The organism is Streptomyces beijiangensis, from assembly GCF_017315755.1.
GTDB lineage: Bacteria > Actinomycetota > Actinomycetes > Streptomycetales > Streptomycetaceae > Streptomyces > Streptomyces beijiangensis.
In genome coordinates this window covers 1-15071 of record NZ_JAFLRJ010000433.1, presented here as the reverse complement: position 1 = coordinate 15071, position 15071 = coordinate 1, and the positions used below count along the sequence as shown (strand labels likewise).

Sequence of the window (15071 nt, the reverse complement as noted above, 5' to 3'; positions counted from 1 at the left end):
TCGCCACCCTCCTTCCCGCCCCCATCGAACTCCGCGCCCACCTGCGCGCGTTGGCTGTCCTGGAGACTGCGATCGCCGAAGATCCGCAGTACTGCTACTACACCTTCGACGCTGCCTGGGGCCCCGACGAAGAGGCAGCCTTGATGGAGAACGGCTCGGGGGACGACTTCTCCGTCCTCTTCACCCCGGCCGGCGTGCTCATACGCGGCTTCGACCACGAGTCGGCCATGAGCCCGTACGGGACGGACGACGAGCAGGTCTGGCCCGGAGTCATCGACGAAGTGCCCGCCGCACTGCGCCCGCTCCTGGACGAACCCGCCTTCTGCGATGAGGGCATCGACGCCCCTCGGGTCACCGCCTGCCTGTGGCGGGAGACCGGTGACACGGCCTGGCGCACCGGCTCGGACATCGACTTCCCGCCCGGCAGCGAGGACCCGGACAGCTCCGGTTTCCTCTTCCACCTCCTCGCTGACCGCTCCCCCGAGGCGGTCCAGGCCCACTTCGAGGACTACTACGAGCGCCCCGTCCCCCTCGAAGCCGTCCGCCACGTCCTCTCCGGACATCCCCTCACCCCTGCGGTCGCCGCAGCCCTCAACCCGGCCGCCCTCTCGGACAACTCCCTGTTCCGCAGGATCGCCGCACATTCGGAGGTCGCTTCCTACCTGGCCTGCGACGGCGAGTTCGACCTCGCCCGCACCGACCCGATCGAGCCGATCGCCCTGCCCAACGGGCTCCCGGTGGAGCCTGTCGCCGGCTGCAACGCGGGCGGCACCCACTACCTCTGCGGCCCAGCCGTCCCTGGCGGCCCCCGCCCCGTCCTCTACACCGACTCCGAGGGGCAGGCCTCCCTGATCGCCGAGTCGCTCGCCGAGGCTCTGACCCTCGCCGTCGCCCTCCCGTCCTGGCACGACGCACTGGCTGGCTTCCGACCTCCGGCCCTCAGCTCCGACTACCTCGATGACCACCCGGACCACCCCGTCGTCCGCGACCGTCTCCTATCCGCCCTTCGGCTCCCCCCGGCCACCGAGCAGGAAGTCCTGGACCGCCTCCTCGCCACTGCCGCCCGCACCGTCCCCGACGGCTTCCTCCCGCACGTTCCCGACGAAGAGAACTCCGCCTTCCAGCCGATGCTCGAACCGCTTGCCGACTAGGGCGCGCAGGTGACGAAGCGTCAAAAAATCCAGCGCACATCCAGCACGGGAACCAGCAAGGGGCCGGCTCCCGAAAGAGCCGACCCCTTGCCACCTGCGAACTTGACGGACGAACTAGCCCGCAGTAACGCACCGCTTACACATTGAAGCGGAACTCCACCACATCGCCGTCCTGCATGACGTACTCCTTGCCCTCCATGCGGGCCTTGCCCTTCGCGCGGGCCTCGGCGACCGAGCCGGTCTCCACCAGGTCGGCGAAGGAGATGATCTCCGCCTTGATGAAGCCCTTCTGGAAGTCGGTGTGGATCACGCCGGCCGCCTCGGGGGCCGTCGCGCCCTTGGAGATCGTCCAGGCGCGGGACTCCTTGGGGCCTGCCGTGAGGTAGGTCTGCAGGCCCAGCACGTCGAAGCCGACGCGGCCGAGGGTGGCGAGGCCGGGCTCTTCCTGGCCCATCGACTGGAGGAGTTCCAGGGCCTCGTCGTCGGCGAGCTCGATGAGCTCGGACTCGATCTTGGCGTTGAGGAAGATCGCCTCGGCGGGGGCGACCAGGGCGCGCTGCTCGTTCTTGAAGTCCTCGTCGACCAGTTCGTCCTCGTCGACGTTGAAGACGTAGAGGAACGGCTTGGTGGTGAGAAGGTGCAGCTCGTGCAGGAGGTCGCCCTGCTCGGTGCCCTTGGTGATGCCCGCGGAGAACAGCGTGTCACCGGCCTCGAGGATCTTCTGGGCCTTCTCGACCGCGGCGAGGACCAGGACCTTCTCCTTCTGGAGGCGGGACTCCTTCTGGAGGCGGGGGATCTGCTTCTCGACGGACTGGAGGTCGGCGAGGATCAGCTCGGTGTTGATCGTCTCGATGTCGTCCTTGGGCGAGACCTTGCCGTCGACGTGGACGACGTTCTCGTCCTTGAAGGCGCGGATGACCTGGCAGATCGCGTCCGACTCGCGGATGTTCGCGAGGAACTTGTTGCCCAGGCCCTCGCCCTCGGAGGCGCCGCGGACGATGCCCGCGATGTCGACGAAGTCCACGGTGGCCGGGATGGTCTTCTGCGAGGAGAAGATCTCGGCGAGCTTGGTCAGGCGGGCGTCGGGGACGCCGACGACGCCGACGTTCGGCTCGATGGTGGCGAACGGGTAGTTGGCCGCCAGCACGTCGTTCTTGGTCAGGGCGTTGAACAGGGTCGACTTGCCGACATTCGGCAGGCCGACGATTCCGATCGTGAGCGACACGTTGGCGACTTCCTGGTATGAGGGTCCGGCCCGGGTATCGAGGGCCGATGTACCAGTTTACGGGCGTGTCCGGACCGGTTTTCTGTTCCTGTACGTCGAACTCATCGCCAAGGTCACCCAAAGCGCGTGTCCCGCGCCTGATTCACCCCACCTTGCGACCTACGTTGGTCAGGTGGAGCAGCAACACAGGACCCGTACCCCCCGCCCCGACGTCCCCTCGCAGACCGGGCGCGGTGAGACCGCCACGGTGTACCGGGCGTCCGGAGGCCGCCCCGCGCGGCCCGTGGCGCCGCTGGTACTGGCCCTGCGGCGGCTGCCGAGCCCACGGCTGACCGGGCTCGGCGGCGGGCTCTTCGCCGTCGTGGCGATGCTGGCGGTGGGCGCGGTGGACTGGCTGCTCCTCGACGGGTCGGCACTTGCGTACGGACTGCTGTTCCTGCCGGTGAGTGTGGCGACCGCGATGTGGGTGCGGCCGGCCGATCTCGTGACCGCGCCGATCAGCGTGCCGATCGCCTTCGCCGTCGGGTCCGTGCTGATCTCCGACGGGGCGGGCGACGGGCTCGGCGGGAGCGCCATGGGCGTGCTGACCACGCTGGCGCTGCATGCCGGGTGGCTGTACGGCGGGACGCTCCTCGCCGCCGTGATCATGGTCGTACGCCGGGTACGGGTGGTCTCCGAGCGCCGCCGCGAGCGCTAGCCGTCAGGCTCCGCGCCCCGAGGCCGCCATCGCGGCGCCCACGATGCCCGCGTTGTTCTCCAGCTCAGCCGGCACGATCTCGGCCGTGATGCCCTCGATGAGGTGCAGGAACTTGTCCGCCTTGCGGCTGACGCCGCCGCCGATGATGAAGAGCTCGGGCGAGAAGAGCATCTCCACGTGGGCCAGGTACTTCTGCACCCGGTGCGCCCAGTGGGTCCAGGTCAGGTCCTCGTCCTCCTTGGCTTTGGTGGAGGCGCGGGTCTCCGCGTCGTGGCCGTGCAGTTCGAGGTGGCCCAGTTCGGTGTTGGGGACCAGGCGGCCGCCGGTGAAGAGCGCCGAGCCGATGCCCGTACCGAAGGTGAGCAGGATGACCGTGCCCTTGCGGTCGCGGCCCGCACCGAAGGTCACCTCGGCGATGCCGGCCGCGTCGGCGTCGTTGACGACGGTGACGGGGACGCCGTCCAGGCGCTGGGAGAGAAGGGACGCCGCATCGGTGTCCACCCAGCCCTTGTCGACATTGGCCGCCGTACGGACCGTGCCGTCGGTGACGACGCCGGGGAAGGTGATGCCCACCGGGCCCGTCCAGCCGAAGTGGGAGACGACCTCCGCCACACAGTCGGCCACACCGTCGGGTGTGGCCGGCTGCGGGGTCAGCACCTTGTGCCGCTCCTGGGCGAGGTCGCCGCGGGTCAGGTCGACCGGGGCGCCCTTGATGCCGGAGCCGCCGATGTCGACGCCGAAGGCGCCGCCGCTCACGCGGGAACCCGGGCTCGTACTGTCGTTCGCGTTGCCATTCGCGTTCATGGACTCAACGTTACGGCGTGGGACCGACCGTCACTTGGCGGACAGCTCGGCCGCCTCGGCGCGCAGGTCGCGGCGCAGCTCCTTGGGCAGCGAGAAGGTGATCGACTCGTCGGCCGTCTTCACCGTCTCCACGTCCCCGTACCCGCGCTCGGCGAGCCACTCGATCACACCGTCGACGAGCACGTCGGGCACCGAGGCGCCCGAGGTCAGGCCGACCGTGGTCACACCCTCCAGCCAGGCCTCGTCGATCTCGGACGCGAAGTCCACCAGGTGCGCGGCGGGGGCTCCGGCGTCGAGGGCGACCTCGACCATACGGATGGAGTTCGAGGAGTTCTTGGAGCCGACGACGATGACCAGTTCCGCGTCCTCGGCCAGCTTCTTCACCGCGATCTGACGGTTCTGCGTGGCGTAGCAGATGTCGTCGCTGGGCGGCGAGAGGAGGTTCGGGAACTTCGACTTGAGGGCGTCGACCGTCTCCATCGTCTCGTCGACGGAGAGCGTGGTCTGGGAGAGCCAGACGACCTTCGACTCGTCCCGTACGGAGACATTCGCGACGTCTTCCGGGCCGTCGACCAGGGTGATGTGGTCGGGGGCCTCGCCACTCGTGCCGATGACCTCCTCATGGCCCTCGTGGCCGATCAGGAGGATGTCGTAGTCGTCCGCGGCGTACCGGACGGCTTCCTTGTGGACCTTGGTGACCAGCGGGCAGGTCGCGTCGATCGTCGCGAGCCTGCGCTCGGCGGCCTCGGCGTGGACGGTCGGGGCGACGCCGTGCGCGGAGAACATCACGATGGAGCCCTCGGGGACCTCGTCCGTCCGCTCGACGAAGATCGCCCCCTTCTTCTCCAGGGTCTGCACCACGTACTTGTTGTGGACGATCTCGTGGCGGACGTAGACCGGCGCACCGTACTGCTCAAGGGCTTTCTCGACGGCGATCACGGCACGGTCCACACCCGCGCAGTACCCGCGGGGCGCGGCAAGGAGGACACGGCGGGCTGTCGTAGCAGTCATGCCCTCCATCGTAAGGCCGCACCCGGCAGGCTAAAGATCGACTCTGCGGGAAGACTGGCCGCCATGAGCAAGGACACTGCCAAGGACACTGCCAAGGACACTGGCGGCGAGACCGGGACACTGCGGCGGAACCTCGGGTTCCGGGACCTCGTCGTCTACGGGCTGCTCTTCATCGCCCCCATGGCCCCGGTCGGCGTCTTCGGCACGCTCGACGCGAAGTCGCACGGCGCGGTGGCGCTGGTCTATCTGTTCGCGACCGTGGCGATGGCCTTCACCGCTTTCAGTTACGCGCAGATGGTGCGCGTCGTCCCCCAGACGGGCTCGGTCTTCGCGTACGCGCGCAAGGGGCTCGGCGAGGGTCCCGGCTTCATCGCCGGGTGGATGGCGATGCTCGACTATCTGCTGATCCCGGCCGTCGCGTACCTCTTCTCCGGGATCGCGATGAACGCGCTGGTGCCCTCGGTGTCCCGGTGGGTGTGGACCGCGCTCGCCGTCGTGGTGACGACGCTGCTGAACCTGTGGGGGGTACGGGCCGCCGCGCGGGTCGGCTTCGCGGTGCTCGCGATGGAGATCGTGGTGCTGCTGGTGTTCGTGGTCTCCGCGCTGGTGGAGATCGCGCAGGGCGGCGCGACCCGGGGGCTGATGACCCCGTTCACCAGCGACATCGGGTTCTCCATGAGCGCGGTGCTCGGGGCGGTGTCGGTGGCCGTGCTGTCGTATCTCGGCTTCGACGCGATCGCCTCGTTCGCCGAGGAGGTGACAGGCGGCTCGGCCAAGGTGGCGCGGGCGGTGCTGTTCTGCCTGGTCCTGGCGGGTGTCCTGTTCATCGCGCAGACGTATCTGGCGGCCGTGCTCGAACCGGTCTCCTCCGCCCAGCTGGCCGCCCACCCCGCCGCGCAGGGGAACGCCTTCTACGACACCGTGGACTCGGCCGTGGGCAGCTGGCTGCACGATCTGGTGGCGGTCTCCAAGGCGATCGGCGCCGCCTTCGCCGCACTGGCCGGGCAGGCGGCGGCCGGGCGGCTGCTCTTCGCGATGGCCAGGGGCCGGCGACTGCCGCATGTGCTGTCGAGGGTGGACGGCCCGTCCGGGGTGCCGCGCCCCGCGCTGCTGATCGCGGCGGTGGTGACGCTGGTGGCGGCCGTGTGGGCGGCCCGGCGCGACGACGGCCTGGACCATCTGGTGTCGGTGGTCAACATGGGGGCGCTGACGGCCTTCGTCCTGCTGCACGCCTCGGTGGTGGGGTGGTTCGCCGTACGCAAGATGGAGGGGCACTTCAGCTGGTGGCGGCATGTGCTGGTGCCGGTGGTCGGCGCGGCGATCACCATCGCGGTGATCGTGGAGGCGACGGGCAGCGCGCAGGTGGTCGGGGCGATCTGGCTGGCCATCGGTCTTGTGGTGCTCGCCGTTCAGCTGCGACGCCATGTCAGTGCGGACGACTAGCCTTCCCGTATGGCTTTGAATACGAGTGCGGATGCGCCGCTGCCCGTCGGCGAGGTCTCGCGGCTCATCGGGGGGTGGATCGACCGTCTCGGCGCGGTCTGGGTCGAGGGGCAGATCACCCAGCTGTCCCGGCGTCCCGGCGCCGGGGTCGTCTTCCTGACGCTGCGCGATCCGTCGCACGACATCTCCGTGGGGGTGACCTGCTTCCGGCAGGTCTTCGACACGGTGGCGGACGTGGTGGCGGAGGGCGCGCGGGTCGTCGTCCACGCGAAGCCCGAGTGGTACGCACCGCGGGGGCAGCTCTCCCTGCGGGCCGTGGAGATCAAACCGGTGGGCATCGGCGAACTGCTGGCCCGTCTTGAACAGCTGAAGAAGACCCTGGCCGCCGAAGGTCTTTTCGCGCTCGACCGGAAGAAGCCGCTGCCGTTCCTGCCGCAGCTCATCGGTCTGGTGACCGGGCGGGCCTCGGCGGCCGAGCGCGATGTGCTGGAGAACGCGCGGCGGCGGTGGCCGGCCGTGCGGTTCGAAGTGCGCAATGTGGCGGTCCAGGGGGTGCACGCGGTGCCGCAGGTCGTCCAGGCCGTGAAGGAGCTGGACGAGATGGCGGAGGTCGACGTGATCGTCGTGGCGCGCGGCGGGGGCAGCGTGGAGGACCTGCTGCCGTTCTCGGACGAGCAGTTGGTACGGGCGGTGGGCTCTTGTCGTACGCCGGTCGTCTCCGCGATCGGGCACGAGCCGGACTCGCCGCTGCTCGACCTGGTGGCCGACCTGCGGGCGTCGACCCCGACGGACGCGGCGAAGAAGGTCGTACCGGACGTCGGCGAGGAGCTGGACCGGGTGCAGGGGCTGCGGGACCGGGCCCTGCGGACCGTCCGGGGTGCGCTGGACCGGGAGGAGCGGGGCCTTGCCGCCGCGCTGGCCCGGCCCTCGATGGAGCGGCCACAGCGGATGGTGGAGGAGCGCGAGGCGGTGGTGGACGCCCTGGTGGAGCGCAGCCGGCGCACGCTGGGACACCTCCTGGACCGGGCGGACTCGGAGCTCTCACACACCCGGGCCCGGGTGGTGGCGCTCTCGCCGGCGGCGACGCTGGAGCGGGGCTATGCGGTGCTGCAGCGGGCGGACGGTGCGGTCGTACGGGATCCGGGCGAAGTCGGCGCCGGGGACGTACTGCGGGCCCGGGTGGCCGGGGGCGACATGAACGTGACAGTGACGGCACAGGACTAGCGGGACTAGGTGGAGACCATGGCGAAGACGGACACGGATACCGCGACCAGCGGGGACACCGCCCTGGGATACGAACAGGCGCGGGACGAACTGATCGAGGTCGTACGGAAGCTGGAGGCCGGCGGCACCACCCTGGAGGAGTCCCTCGCGCTCTGGGAGCGCGGCGAGGAGCTGGCCAAGGTCTGCAGGCGCTGGCTGGACGGGGCGCGGGCGCGGCTGAACGCTGCACTGGCGGACGGCGGCGCGGACGAGGGCGGCGAAGGGGCGGTGTGAAGCCGATCACCCAGAAGCCACTTTAGTTGAAACTTAATCTAATGGGTCGTACAGTTGTGGAATCGCTCGATCCACTTGTACGTCCGGAAGGCACGACAGATGTCCCTCGTTCTTGACCCCGCCGCCCAGGACCTCCTTTTCCGCGAGGCCCGCACCGCCAACACCTTCACCGACGAGCCGGTGACCGAGGAGCAGGTGCAGGCGATCTACGACCTGGTCAAGTTCGGTCCGACCGCCTTCAACCAGTCCCCGCTGCGCGTCACGCTGGTCCGCTCCCCCGAGGCCCGCGAGCGCCTCGTGAACCTCATGGCCGAGGGCAACCAGCCCAAGACCGCCGCCGCCCCGCTGGTCGCGATCCTCTCCGTGGACAACGAGTTCCACGAGGAGCTCCCGAAGCTGCTCCCGCACTTCCCGCAGGCGAAGGACATGTTCTTCTCGGAGCGCCCGGTCCGCGAGCAGGCCGCCGTGGTCAACGGCGCCCTCCAGGCCGGTTACTTCATCGTCGGCGTCCGCGCCGCCGGTCTGGCCGCCGGTCCGATGACGGGCTTCGACTTCGCCGGCGTCCAGAAGGAGTTCCTGGACGGCGACCACACCCCGCTGATGATCGTCAACATCGGCAAGCCGGGCGACGACGCCTGGTTCGCGCGCAGCCCCCGCCTGGAGCTCGACGAGGTCATCACCACCGTCTGAGCCGCACCACTCGCGAAGAGGCGGTCACCCCCGGTCCCGGGGTGGCCGCCTCTTCGCGTACGTATGTCCTGTGTCCGTGCCGCCGCGCTACTTCGTGCGCAGCGCCGCCGCCATCTTCGCCAGCTGCTCGTACGACGCGGTGCCGGTCACCACCGTCGTGGAGCCCGTCGCCTTGTCCTGGCGCACGAGGGCGTCGTAGTGCGAGCCCTCCCAGCGCTGCCAGGCCTCACCGTTGACCTGCTGCGTCCTGGCGGTCTTCTTCGCCTGCTGGCTCACCGAGGTGACGTATTTGTCCGCGGCTCCCGCGGTCACGGCCGACTGCTCTATGGCCACGTACTGGTTGTCCGGGTCGACGAAGCCCAGGTGCCAGGCCTTGCCGTTCTTCCCGTCGTACGTCACCGAAGTCGCACGCCACTCCTTCGGGAGCCCCTGCGGCGCGGCCACCGGGTACGGCGCCGCGCGCCGGGCGGTGAGGAGCTCGACCCGGTAGTCGACCGGCTTCTTGATCGGATCCGCCTTGTCGTCGTGCGGGACGTACACATAGATCCCCGCGACGACCACGCCGATCACTGCCAGGGACTGCACCACACCCCGGATCGTCTGCTTTCGCGCACCTGCCATGTGCACCATGGTCTCAGGCGGTGACCGTGCTCATACGTGGGGGCCCCTGCTCATTTTATCGCCCAAACGATAGAATCGAACGAACCCTCCACATCTACATACGGCCGTCGTCGTATCAGAAAGGTGCGTGCCGATGACCGAGCATCAGCTTCCGTCCCAGCTCGAGGTCTCTCCCGAGGCCCCCGACCGCAACCTCGCCCTGGAACTCGTACGGGTCACGGAGGCCGCCGCCATGGCCGCCGGCCGGTGGGTCGGACGCGGCGACAAGATCGGTGCGGACGGCGCGGCCGTCAACGCCATGCGCACCCTGGTCTCCACCGTCTCGATGAACGGCGTCGTCGTCATCGGTGAGGGCGAGAAGGACGAGGCGCCGATGCTCTTCAACGGAGAGCACATCGGCGACGGCACGGGGCCCGAGGTGGACATCGCCGTCGACCCCATCGACGGGACGACGCTCAACGCCAAGGGCCAGCCCAACGCCATCGCGGTGCTCGCCGCCGCCGACCGCGGCACCATGTTCGACCCGTCCGCGGTCTTCTACATGGAGAAGCTGGTCACCGGGCCCGAGGCCGCCGACTTCGTCGACATCAACGCCCCGGTCTCGGTCAACATCCGGCGGGTGGCGAAGGCCAAGCGGTCCAGCCCCGAGGACGTCACGGTGATGATCCTCGACCGCCCCCGGCACGACAGCATGGTCAAGGAGATCCGCGAGACGGGCGCCCGGATCAAGTTCATCTCGGACGGCGACGTGGCCGGATCGATCATGGCGGTACGGGAGGGGACCGGCGTCGACCTGCTGATGGGCATCGGCGGCACCCCCGAGGGCATCATCTCCGCCTGTGCGATCAAGTGCCTCGGAGGTGTCATCCAGGGCAAGCTCTGGCCCAAGGACGAGGCCGAGCGGCAGCGTGCGCTGGACGCGGGCCACGACCTCGACCGGGTGCTGTCGACCAACGACCTGGTCAGCGGGGACAACGTCTTCTTCGTCGCGACCGGGATCACCGACGGCGAGCTGCTGCGCGGGGTGCGGTACCGCGCGGAGACCGCCACCACCGAGTCGCTCGTGATGCGGTCCAAGTCGGGCACGATCCGCAGGATCGACTCGACGCACCGGCTCTCGAAGCTGCGTGCGTACAGCCAGATCGACTTCGACCGGGCGAAGTAACCCGGAGAAGCAGCACTACAGGCAAGGACGACGGGCGCCCCCTGTGCGGTGGGGCGCCCTTCGTCTGCCTGCCTGTTTGCCTATTTGCCTATTTGCCTGTCTGTCTGCCTGCCCGGTCGGGCCCGGCTTTCAGCCCGCTTGAGCGATCGGGCCCTGCGCGGCGTTCCTGAGCTCCACCTCGCGGCGGCGGCGCCTGGCCAGTACGACCCGGCGCTCGGCCGCGGTCAGACCGCCCCACACCCCGTACGGCTCGGGCTGTATCAGCGCGTGCTCCCGGCATTCGACCATCACAGGGCAGCGGGCGCAGACCCGTTTCGCCGCCTCCTCGCGGGCCAGCCGGGCGGCCGTCGGCTCCTTGGACGGCGCGAAGAAGAGGCCCGCTTCGTCCCGGCGGCACACCGCCTCCGCATGCCAGGGGCCGGCCTGATCCTCCCGCGCAGGACCACGCTGCGGGGGGACGGCGGCGACCTGCACTGACTGGTACGGCGGATGCAGCACGGTCCACTCCTGACGACGGCTTCGCGAGCGAGAGACGATGAAGCACTCCCTACCCGCTGTACGCGCGCCTATGCACTGAGTTCCGATGCGCGCCCGTTCTCGCGCCGCCGCCAACGCGTCAGCCGAGGTACTTCCGCAGATGCTTGTGCAGGTCGGTGACGAGCTTCCCGCGCTTGGGCTTGGCCTCGATGTTCCCGAAGACCGAGTAACCGTTGACCACGACGACCGGGGCCTCGGGATTCTCCGACTCCAGGGTCTCGACCTCGAAGTTGCCGAAAATCCCGGTGCCGTTGCCGCGCAGCGAGATGTTCTCCGGGACGGTGACCTCGACATTGCCGAAGATCGAGGTGGCGTCGATGACGGTGAGGCGCTGCTCGAAGAGCGCCTCGGTGAGGTCGATCTCGATGTTGCCGAAGAGCGAGAAGGCCTTCGTACGGCCGCCGATGCGCCAGCGCCCCTTGCGGGTGGAGCTGGAGAAGACCGCGACCAGGCTCTCGGCGGTGACCGGGAGATTCGGGTCGGCCGATGCGAAAGCGGCGGGCGCGGGGTCGCGTTGAGGGCCGGCGCCGGGGGCCGGCAGATCCTCGACGAGCGGCTCCAGCTCGCCGAGGGTCTTGGCCCGGTAGACCGAGTCGATGCGCTCGGAGTGCTCCTCGGCGGTCAGACGCCCCTCGGCCAGGGCCTCCCTGAGGATGTCCGCGATGCGGTCGCGGTCGGCGTCGGAGGCGCGGATGGCCGGCGCCTGGGGCTGACGGGCGGGCGCCTGAGGCGGGTGGGGCTGCTTTTCGAGGTCCACCGGACCAGCCTACCCAAACGCGATAGATCGCGACTACCCCGAGGTGAGCCCTACCTCACAGACCGCGGGGATCTGCGGGGTTCTACGCTGGTGGGCGCCGGGCCAATGGAGGCCGGGCGCCGTCTGCCGAGTGAGGAATGGCCGTAATGCCAGAGTTTGCGTACTCCGATCTGCTCCCCCTGGGAGAGGACACCACGCCGTACCGGATGGTGACCGCCGACGGTGTCTCCACCTTCGAAGCCGACGGCCGTACGTTCCTCAAGATCGAGCCCGAGGCACTGCGCAAGCTCTCCGCCGAGGCCATCCACGACATCCAGCACTATCTGCGGCCCGCGCACCTCGCCCAGCTGCGCAAGATCATCGACGACCCCGAGGCGTCGGGCAACGACAAGTTCGTCGCGCTCGACCTCCTCAAGAACGCGAACATCGCGGCGGCCGGGGTCCTCCCGATGTGCCAGGACACCGGCACCGCGATCGTCATGGGCAAGCGCGGCCAGAACGTGCTGACCGAGGGCGGCGACGAGGAAGCGCTGTCCCACGGCATCTACGACGCGTACACCCAGCTCAACCTGCGCTACTCGCAGATGGCGCCCATCACCATGTGGGAGGAGAAGAACACCGGCTCGAACCTGCCCGCGCAGATCGAGCTGTACGCGACCGACGGCGGCGCGTACAAGTTCCTCTTCATGGCCAAGGGCGGCGGCTCGGCCAACAAGTCGTTCCTCTACCAGGAGACGAAGGCCGTCCTCAACGAGGCGTCCATGATGAAGTTCCTGGAGGAGAAGATCCGTTCGCTGGGTACGGCGGCCTGCCCGCCCTACCACCTGGCGATCACCGTCGGCGGCACGAGCGCCGAGTTCGCCCTGAAGACCGCGAAGTACGCCTCCGCGCACTACCTGGACGAACTGCCCACGGAGGGCTCCGCGACGGGCCACGGCTTCCGTGACGTCGAGCTGGAGCAGAAGGTCTTCGAGCTGACGCAGCGGATCGGGATCGGCGCGCAGTTCGGCGGCAAGTACTTCTGCCACGACGTACGCGTCGTACGCCTCCCCCGCCACGGCGCGTCCCTGCCCGTCGCGATCGCCGTCTCCTGCTCGGCGGACCGCCAGGCGCTGGCGAAGATCACCGCCGAGGGCGTCTTCCTGGAGCAGCTGGAGCGCGACCCGGCCCGCTTCCTCCCGGACACGACGGACGAGCACCTGGACGAGGCGGGCGACGTCGTACGCATCGACCTCAACCAGCCCATGGACCAGATCCTGGCCGAGCTCACCAAGTACCCGGTCAAGACCCGCCTCTCCCTCAACGGCCCGCTCGTCGTCGCCCGCGACATCGCGCACGCCAAGATCAAGGAACGCCTCGACGCGGGCGAGGAGATGCCCCAGTACCTGAAGGACCACCCGGTCTACTACGCCGGCCCGGCCAAGACCCCCGAGGGCTACGCCTCCGGCTCCTTCGGCCCGACCACGGCAGGCCGGATGGACTCCTACGTCGAGCAGTTCCAGGCGGCGGGCGGCTCCAAGGTGATGCTCGCCAAGGGCAACCGCTCGAAGCAGGTCACGGACGCGTGCGACGCGCACGGCGGCTTCTACCTGGGCTCGATCGGCGGCCCGGCGGCGCGCCTCGCGCAGGACTGCATCAAGAAGGTCGAGGTCGTCGAGTACGAGGAGCTCGGCATGGAGGCGGTCTGGAAGATCGAGGTCGAGGACTTCCCCGCGTTCGTCGTGGTGGACGACAAGGGCAACGACTTCTTCACCGAGCCCGCCCCGGCCCCCACCTTCACCACCATCCCGGTACGGGGCCCCGGGCTCGCGTAACGCCACCTGCGCCGGACACCGACACCAGCCGACGAACGACGGACGGAGTCCGGCGCAGCCGACCGAAGCCTGCGAGGCCCCCCGGGGCCGAGCAGTGCGAGGGCGGCGCCGGAAAGGTCCTGCGATCCTTCCGAGCGTGGCGCGGGCGTCGTCCGCCGGCCGCACGGGAACATCCACCAGCGGACTGTTGCTGTCCGGAGCGGAGGTACGACGACTATGAGCGAGCAGAAATTCCGGGTCGAACACGACTCCATGGGCGAGGTACGAGTCCCCGCGGACGCCAAGTGGCGGGCCCAGACCCAGCGCGCGGTGGAGAACTTCCCCGTCTCAGGACAGCGTCTGGAGCGCGCCCATATCGAGGCGCTCGCCCGGATCAAGGCGGCCGCCGCGAAAGTCAACGCGGAGCTGGGCGTCCTGGACAAGGACATCGCCGACGCGGTGGCCGACGCGGCCGGGGAGGTCGCGGACGGGCGCTGGGACGGCGAGTTCCCTGTGGACGTCTTCCAGACCGGCTCAGGCACCTCCTCCAACATGAACATGAACGAGGTCGTGGCGACGCTGGCGAGCGAGCGCCTCGGCCGCGACGTGCACCCGAACGACCACGTCAACGCCTCCCAGTCGTCCAACGACGTCTTCCCCTCCTCGATCCACATCGCGGCGACGGCGGCCGTGACCGCCGATCTGATCCCGGCGCTCGACCACCTGGCGCTGGCGCTGGAACGCAAGGCGGAGGAGTTCGCGGAGGTCGTGAAGTCCGGCCGTACGCACCTGATGGACGCGACGCCGGTCACGCTGGGCCAGGAGTTCGGCGGCTACGCGGCGCAGGTCCGTTACGGGATCGAGCGCCTCAACGCATCCCTCCCCCGGCTGGCCGAACTCCCCCTCGGCGGCACGGCGGTGGGCACCGGCATCAACACCCCGCCCGGCTTCTCGGCCGCCGTCATCGCGGAGGTCGCACGGACGACAGGGCTGCCGCTGACCGAGGCGCGCAACCACTTCGAGGCGCAGGGGGCGCGGGACGGGCTGGTCGAGACGTCCGGGCAGTTGCGGGTGATCGGGGTCGGCCTGACGAAGATCGCGAACGATCTGCGGTGGATGGCGTCGGGCCCGCGCACGGGTCTGGCGGAGATCTCGCTGCCCGATCTGCAGCCGGGTTCGTCGATCATGCCGGGCAAGGTCAACCCGGTGATCCCCGAGGCGGTGCTGATGGTGGCGGCGCAGGTCACGGGCAACGACGCGACGGTGGCCGCTGCGGGGGCCGCGGGCAATTTCGAGCTGAACGTGATGCTGCCGGTGATCGCGAAGAACGTACTGGAGTCGGTGCGGCTGCTCGCCAATGTGGTGCGGCTGCTCGCGGACCGGACGGTGGACGGGATCACGGCGAACGTGGAGCGGGCGCGGGAGTACGCGGAGTCGTCGCCGTCGGTGGTGACCCCGCTGAACAAGTACATCGGGTACGAGGAGGCGGCGAAGGTCGCCAAGCGGGCGCTGGCGGAGCGGAAGACGATTCGCGAGGTGGTGCTGGAGGGCGGGTACGTGGACCGGGGCGACCTGACGCTGGAGCAGCTGGACTCCGCCCTCGACGTTCTGCGTATGACACACCCCTGACGCCGGACCGGTTCGGGTGGGCCCTGCGCCGCCGCTGCGCGGAGCAGTTCC

The 15071-nt window shown here is 69.5% G+C and carries 15 protein-coding genes; 9 read left to right on the top strand and 6 right to left on the bottom strand.

Annotation, left to right across the window (positions count from 1 at the left end; translation table 11 throughout):
• Positions 1 to 1151, top strand: a 1151-nt coding sequence (locus J0695_RS33820) for a hypothetical protein (RefSeq protein WP_242553540.1), incomplete at its 5' end; no start/stop codon positions are given.
• A 136-nt stretch (positions 1152 to 1287) separates the two neighbouring features.
• Here the strand turns inward: J0695_RS33820 and ychF are convergent.
• Entirely contained in the window at positions 1288 to 2376 is a 1089-nt protein-coding gene (ychF, locus tag J0695_RS33815; protein ID WP_206968590.1) for a redox-regulated ATPase YchF, read from the bottom strand.
• Between the two features lie 172 nt (positions 2377 to 2548).
• Between ychF and J0695_RS33810 the strand changes: the two genes are divergently transcribed.
• On the top strand, positions 2549 to 3073 hold the full coding sequence (locus J0695_RS33810) for a DUF6542 domain-containing protein (RefSeq protein WP_206968589.1): 525 nt from the start codon (positions 2549 to 2551) through the stop codon (positions 3071 to 3073).
• 3 nt (positions 3074 to 3076) lie between these two features.
• On the opposite strand, the gene ppgK is transcribed toward J0695_RS33810, so the two are convergent.
• A complete protein-coding gene (ppgK, locus tag J0695_RS33805) occupies positions 3077 to 3877 on the bottom strand; it encodes a polyphosphate--glucose phosphotransferase (RefSeq protein WP_206968588.1) in 801 nt (266 codons plus the stop codon).
• 30 nt (positions 3878 to 3907) lie between these two features.
• Positions 3908 to 4897 (bottom strand): 4-hydroxy-3-methylbut-2-enyl diphosphate reductase, encoded by a 990-nt coding sequence (locus J0695_RS33800; protein ID WP_206968587.1) that lies wholly within the window; start codon positions 4895 to 4897, stop codon positions 3908 to 3910.
• 54 nt (positions 4898 to 4951) lie between these two features.
• Here J0695_RS33800 and J0695_RS33795 point away from each other — a divergent pair, with 54 nt between their 5' ends.
• The 4 genes from J0695_RS33795 to J0695_RS33780 all read left to right on the top strand — a co-directional run bounded on the left by J0695_RS33795 (position 4952) and on the right by J0695_RS33780 (position 8518).
• Positions 4952 to 6331, top strand: coding sequence for an APC family permease (locus J0695_RS33795; protein WP_206968586.1), 1380 nt, complete (start codon positions 4952 to 4954; stop codon positions 6329 to 6331).
• A 9-nt stretch (positions 6332 to 6340) separates the two neighbouring features.
• Positions 6341 to 7555, top strand: coding sequence for an exodeoxyribonuclease VII large subunit (gene xseA, locus J0695_RS33790; protein ID WP_206968585.1), 1215 nt, complete (start codon positions 6341 to 6343; stop codon positions 7553 to 7555).
• 18 nt (positions 7556 to 7573) lie between these two features.
• Positions 7574 to 7828 (top strand): exodeoxyribonuclease VII small subunit, encoded by a 255-nt coding sequence (locus J0695_RS33785; RefSeq protein ID WP_206968584.1) that lies wholly within the window; start codon positions 7574 to 7576, stop codon positions 7826 to 7828.
• A 99-nt stretch (positions 7829 to 7927) separates the two neighbouring features.
• Positions 7928 to 8518 carry a malonic semialdehyde reductase gene (locus tag J0695_RS33780; protein ID WP_206968583.1) on the top strand — a complete coding sequence of 197 codons (591 nt, stop codon included), beginning with the start codon at positions 7928 to 7930 and terminating at the stop codon, positions 8516 to 8518.
• Positions 8519 to 8605: 87 nt separating this feature from the next.
• Here the strand turns inward: J0695_RS33780 and J0695_RS33775 are convergent, their stop codons facing one another.
• Positions 8606 to 9139 carry a DUF4245 domain-containing protein gene (locus tag J0695_RS33775; RefSeq protein ID WP_206968582.1) on the bottom strand — a complete coding sequence of 178 codons (534 nt, stop codon included), beginning with the start codon at positions 9137 to 9139 and terminating at the stop codon, positions 8606 to 8608.
• Between the two features lie 133 nt (positions 9140 to 9272).
• On the opposite strand from J0695_RS33775, the gene glpX reads away from it, so the two are divergent.
• Positions 9273 to 10304: a class II fructose-bisphosphatase gene (gene glpX / locus J0695_RS33770; protein WP_206968581.1), complete on the top strand. Its 1032-nt coding sequence runs from the start codon at positions 9273 to 9275 to the stop codon at positions 10302 to 10304.
• A gap of 129 nt (positions 10305 to 10433) precedes the next feature.
• Here the strand turns inward: glpX and J0695_RS33765 are convergent, their stop codons facing one another.
• Positions 10434 to 10802, bottom strand: a complete 369-nt coding sequence (locus J0695_RS33765) for a WhiB family transcriptional regulator (RefSeq protein ID WP_206968580.1) — start codon at positions 10800 to 10802, stop codon at positions 10434 to 10436.
• A gap of 118 nt (positions 10803 to 10920) precedes the next feature.
• The gene (locus tag J0695_RS33760; protein WP_206968579.1) at positions 10921 to 11598 is read right to left on the bottom strand and encodes a DUF1707 SHOCT-like domain-containing protein; all 678 of its coding nucleotides are present in this window, start codon (positions 11596 to 11598) and stop codon (positions 10921 to 10923) included.
• A 146-nt stretch (positions 11599 to 11744) separates the two neighbouring features.
• Between J0695_RS33760 and J0695_RS33755 the strand changes: the two genes are divergently transcribed.
• Entirely contained in the window at positions 11745 to 13412 is a 1668-nt protein-coding gene (locus tag J0695_RS33755) for a fumarate hydratase (protein WP_206968578.1), read from the top strand.
• A gap of 216 nt (positions 13413 to 13628) precedes the next feature.
• Positions 13629 to 15020 carry a class II fumarate hydratase gene (locus J0695_RS33750; RefSeq protein WP_206968577.1) on the top strand — a complete coding sequence of 464 codons (1392 nt, stop codon included), beginning with the start codon at positions 13629 to 13631 and terminating at the stop codon, positions 15018 to 15020.
• The last annotated feature ends 51 nt before the right edge of the window (positions 15021 to 15071 follow it).

What these genes read in the sequence shown, in the direction of transcription:
- ppgK (WP_206968588.1), bottom strand. Translation starts at nt 3,877, where the DNA reads ATGAACGCGAATGGCAACGCGAACGACAGTACGAGCCCGGGTTCCCGC.
- J0695_RS33800 (WP_206968587.1), bottom strand. Translation starts at nt 4,897, where the DNA reads ATGGAGGGCATGACTGCTACGACAGCCCGCCGTGTCCTCCTTGCCGCG.
- J0695_RS33795 (WP_206968586.1), top strand. Translation starts at nt 4,952, where the DNA reads ATGAGCAAGGACACTGCCAAGGACACTGCCAAGGACACTGGCGGCGAG.
- xseA (WP_206968585.1), top strand. Translation starts at nt 6,341, where the DNA reads ATGGCTTTGAATACGAGTGCGGATGCGCCGCTGCCCGTCGGCGAGGTC.
- J0695_RS33785 (WP_206968584.1), top strand. Translation starts at nt 7,574, where the DNA reads ATGGCGAAGACGGACACGGATACCGCGACCAGCGGGGACACCGCCCTG.
- J0695_RS33780 (WP_206968583.1), top strand. Translation starts at nt 7,928, where the DNA reads ATGTCCCTCGTTCTTGACCCCGCCGCCCAGGACCTCCTTTTCCGCGAG.
- J0695_RS33775 (WP_206968582.1), bottom strand. Translation starts at nt 9,139, where the DNA reads ATGGCAGGTGCGCGAAAGCAGACGATCCGGGGTGTGGTGCAGTCCCTG.
- glpX (WP_206968581.1), top strand. Translation starts at nt 9,273, where the DNA reads ATGACCGAGCATCAGCTTCCGTCCCAGCTCGAGGTCTCTCCCGAGGCC.
- J0695_RS33755 (WP_206968578.1), top strand. Translation starts at nt 11,745, where the DNA reads ATGCCAGAGTTTGCGTACTCCGATCTGCTCCCCCTGGGAGAGGACACC.
- J0695_RS33750 (WP_206968577.1), top strand. Translation starts at nt 13,629, where the DNA reads ATGAGCGAGCAGAAATTCCGGGTCGAACACGACTCCATGGGCGAGGTA.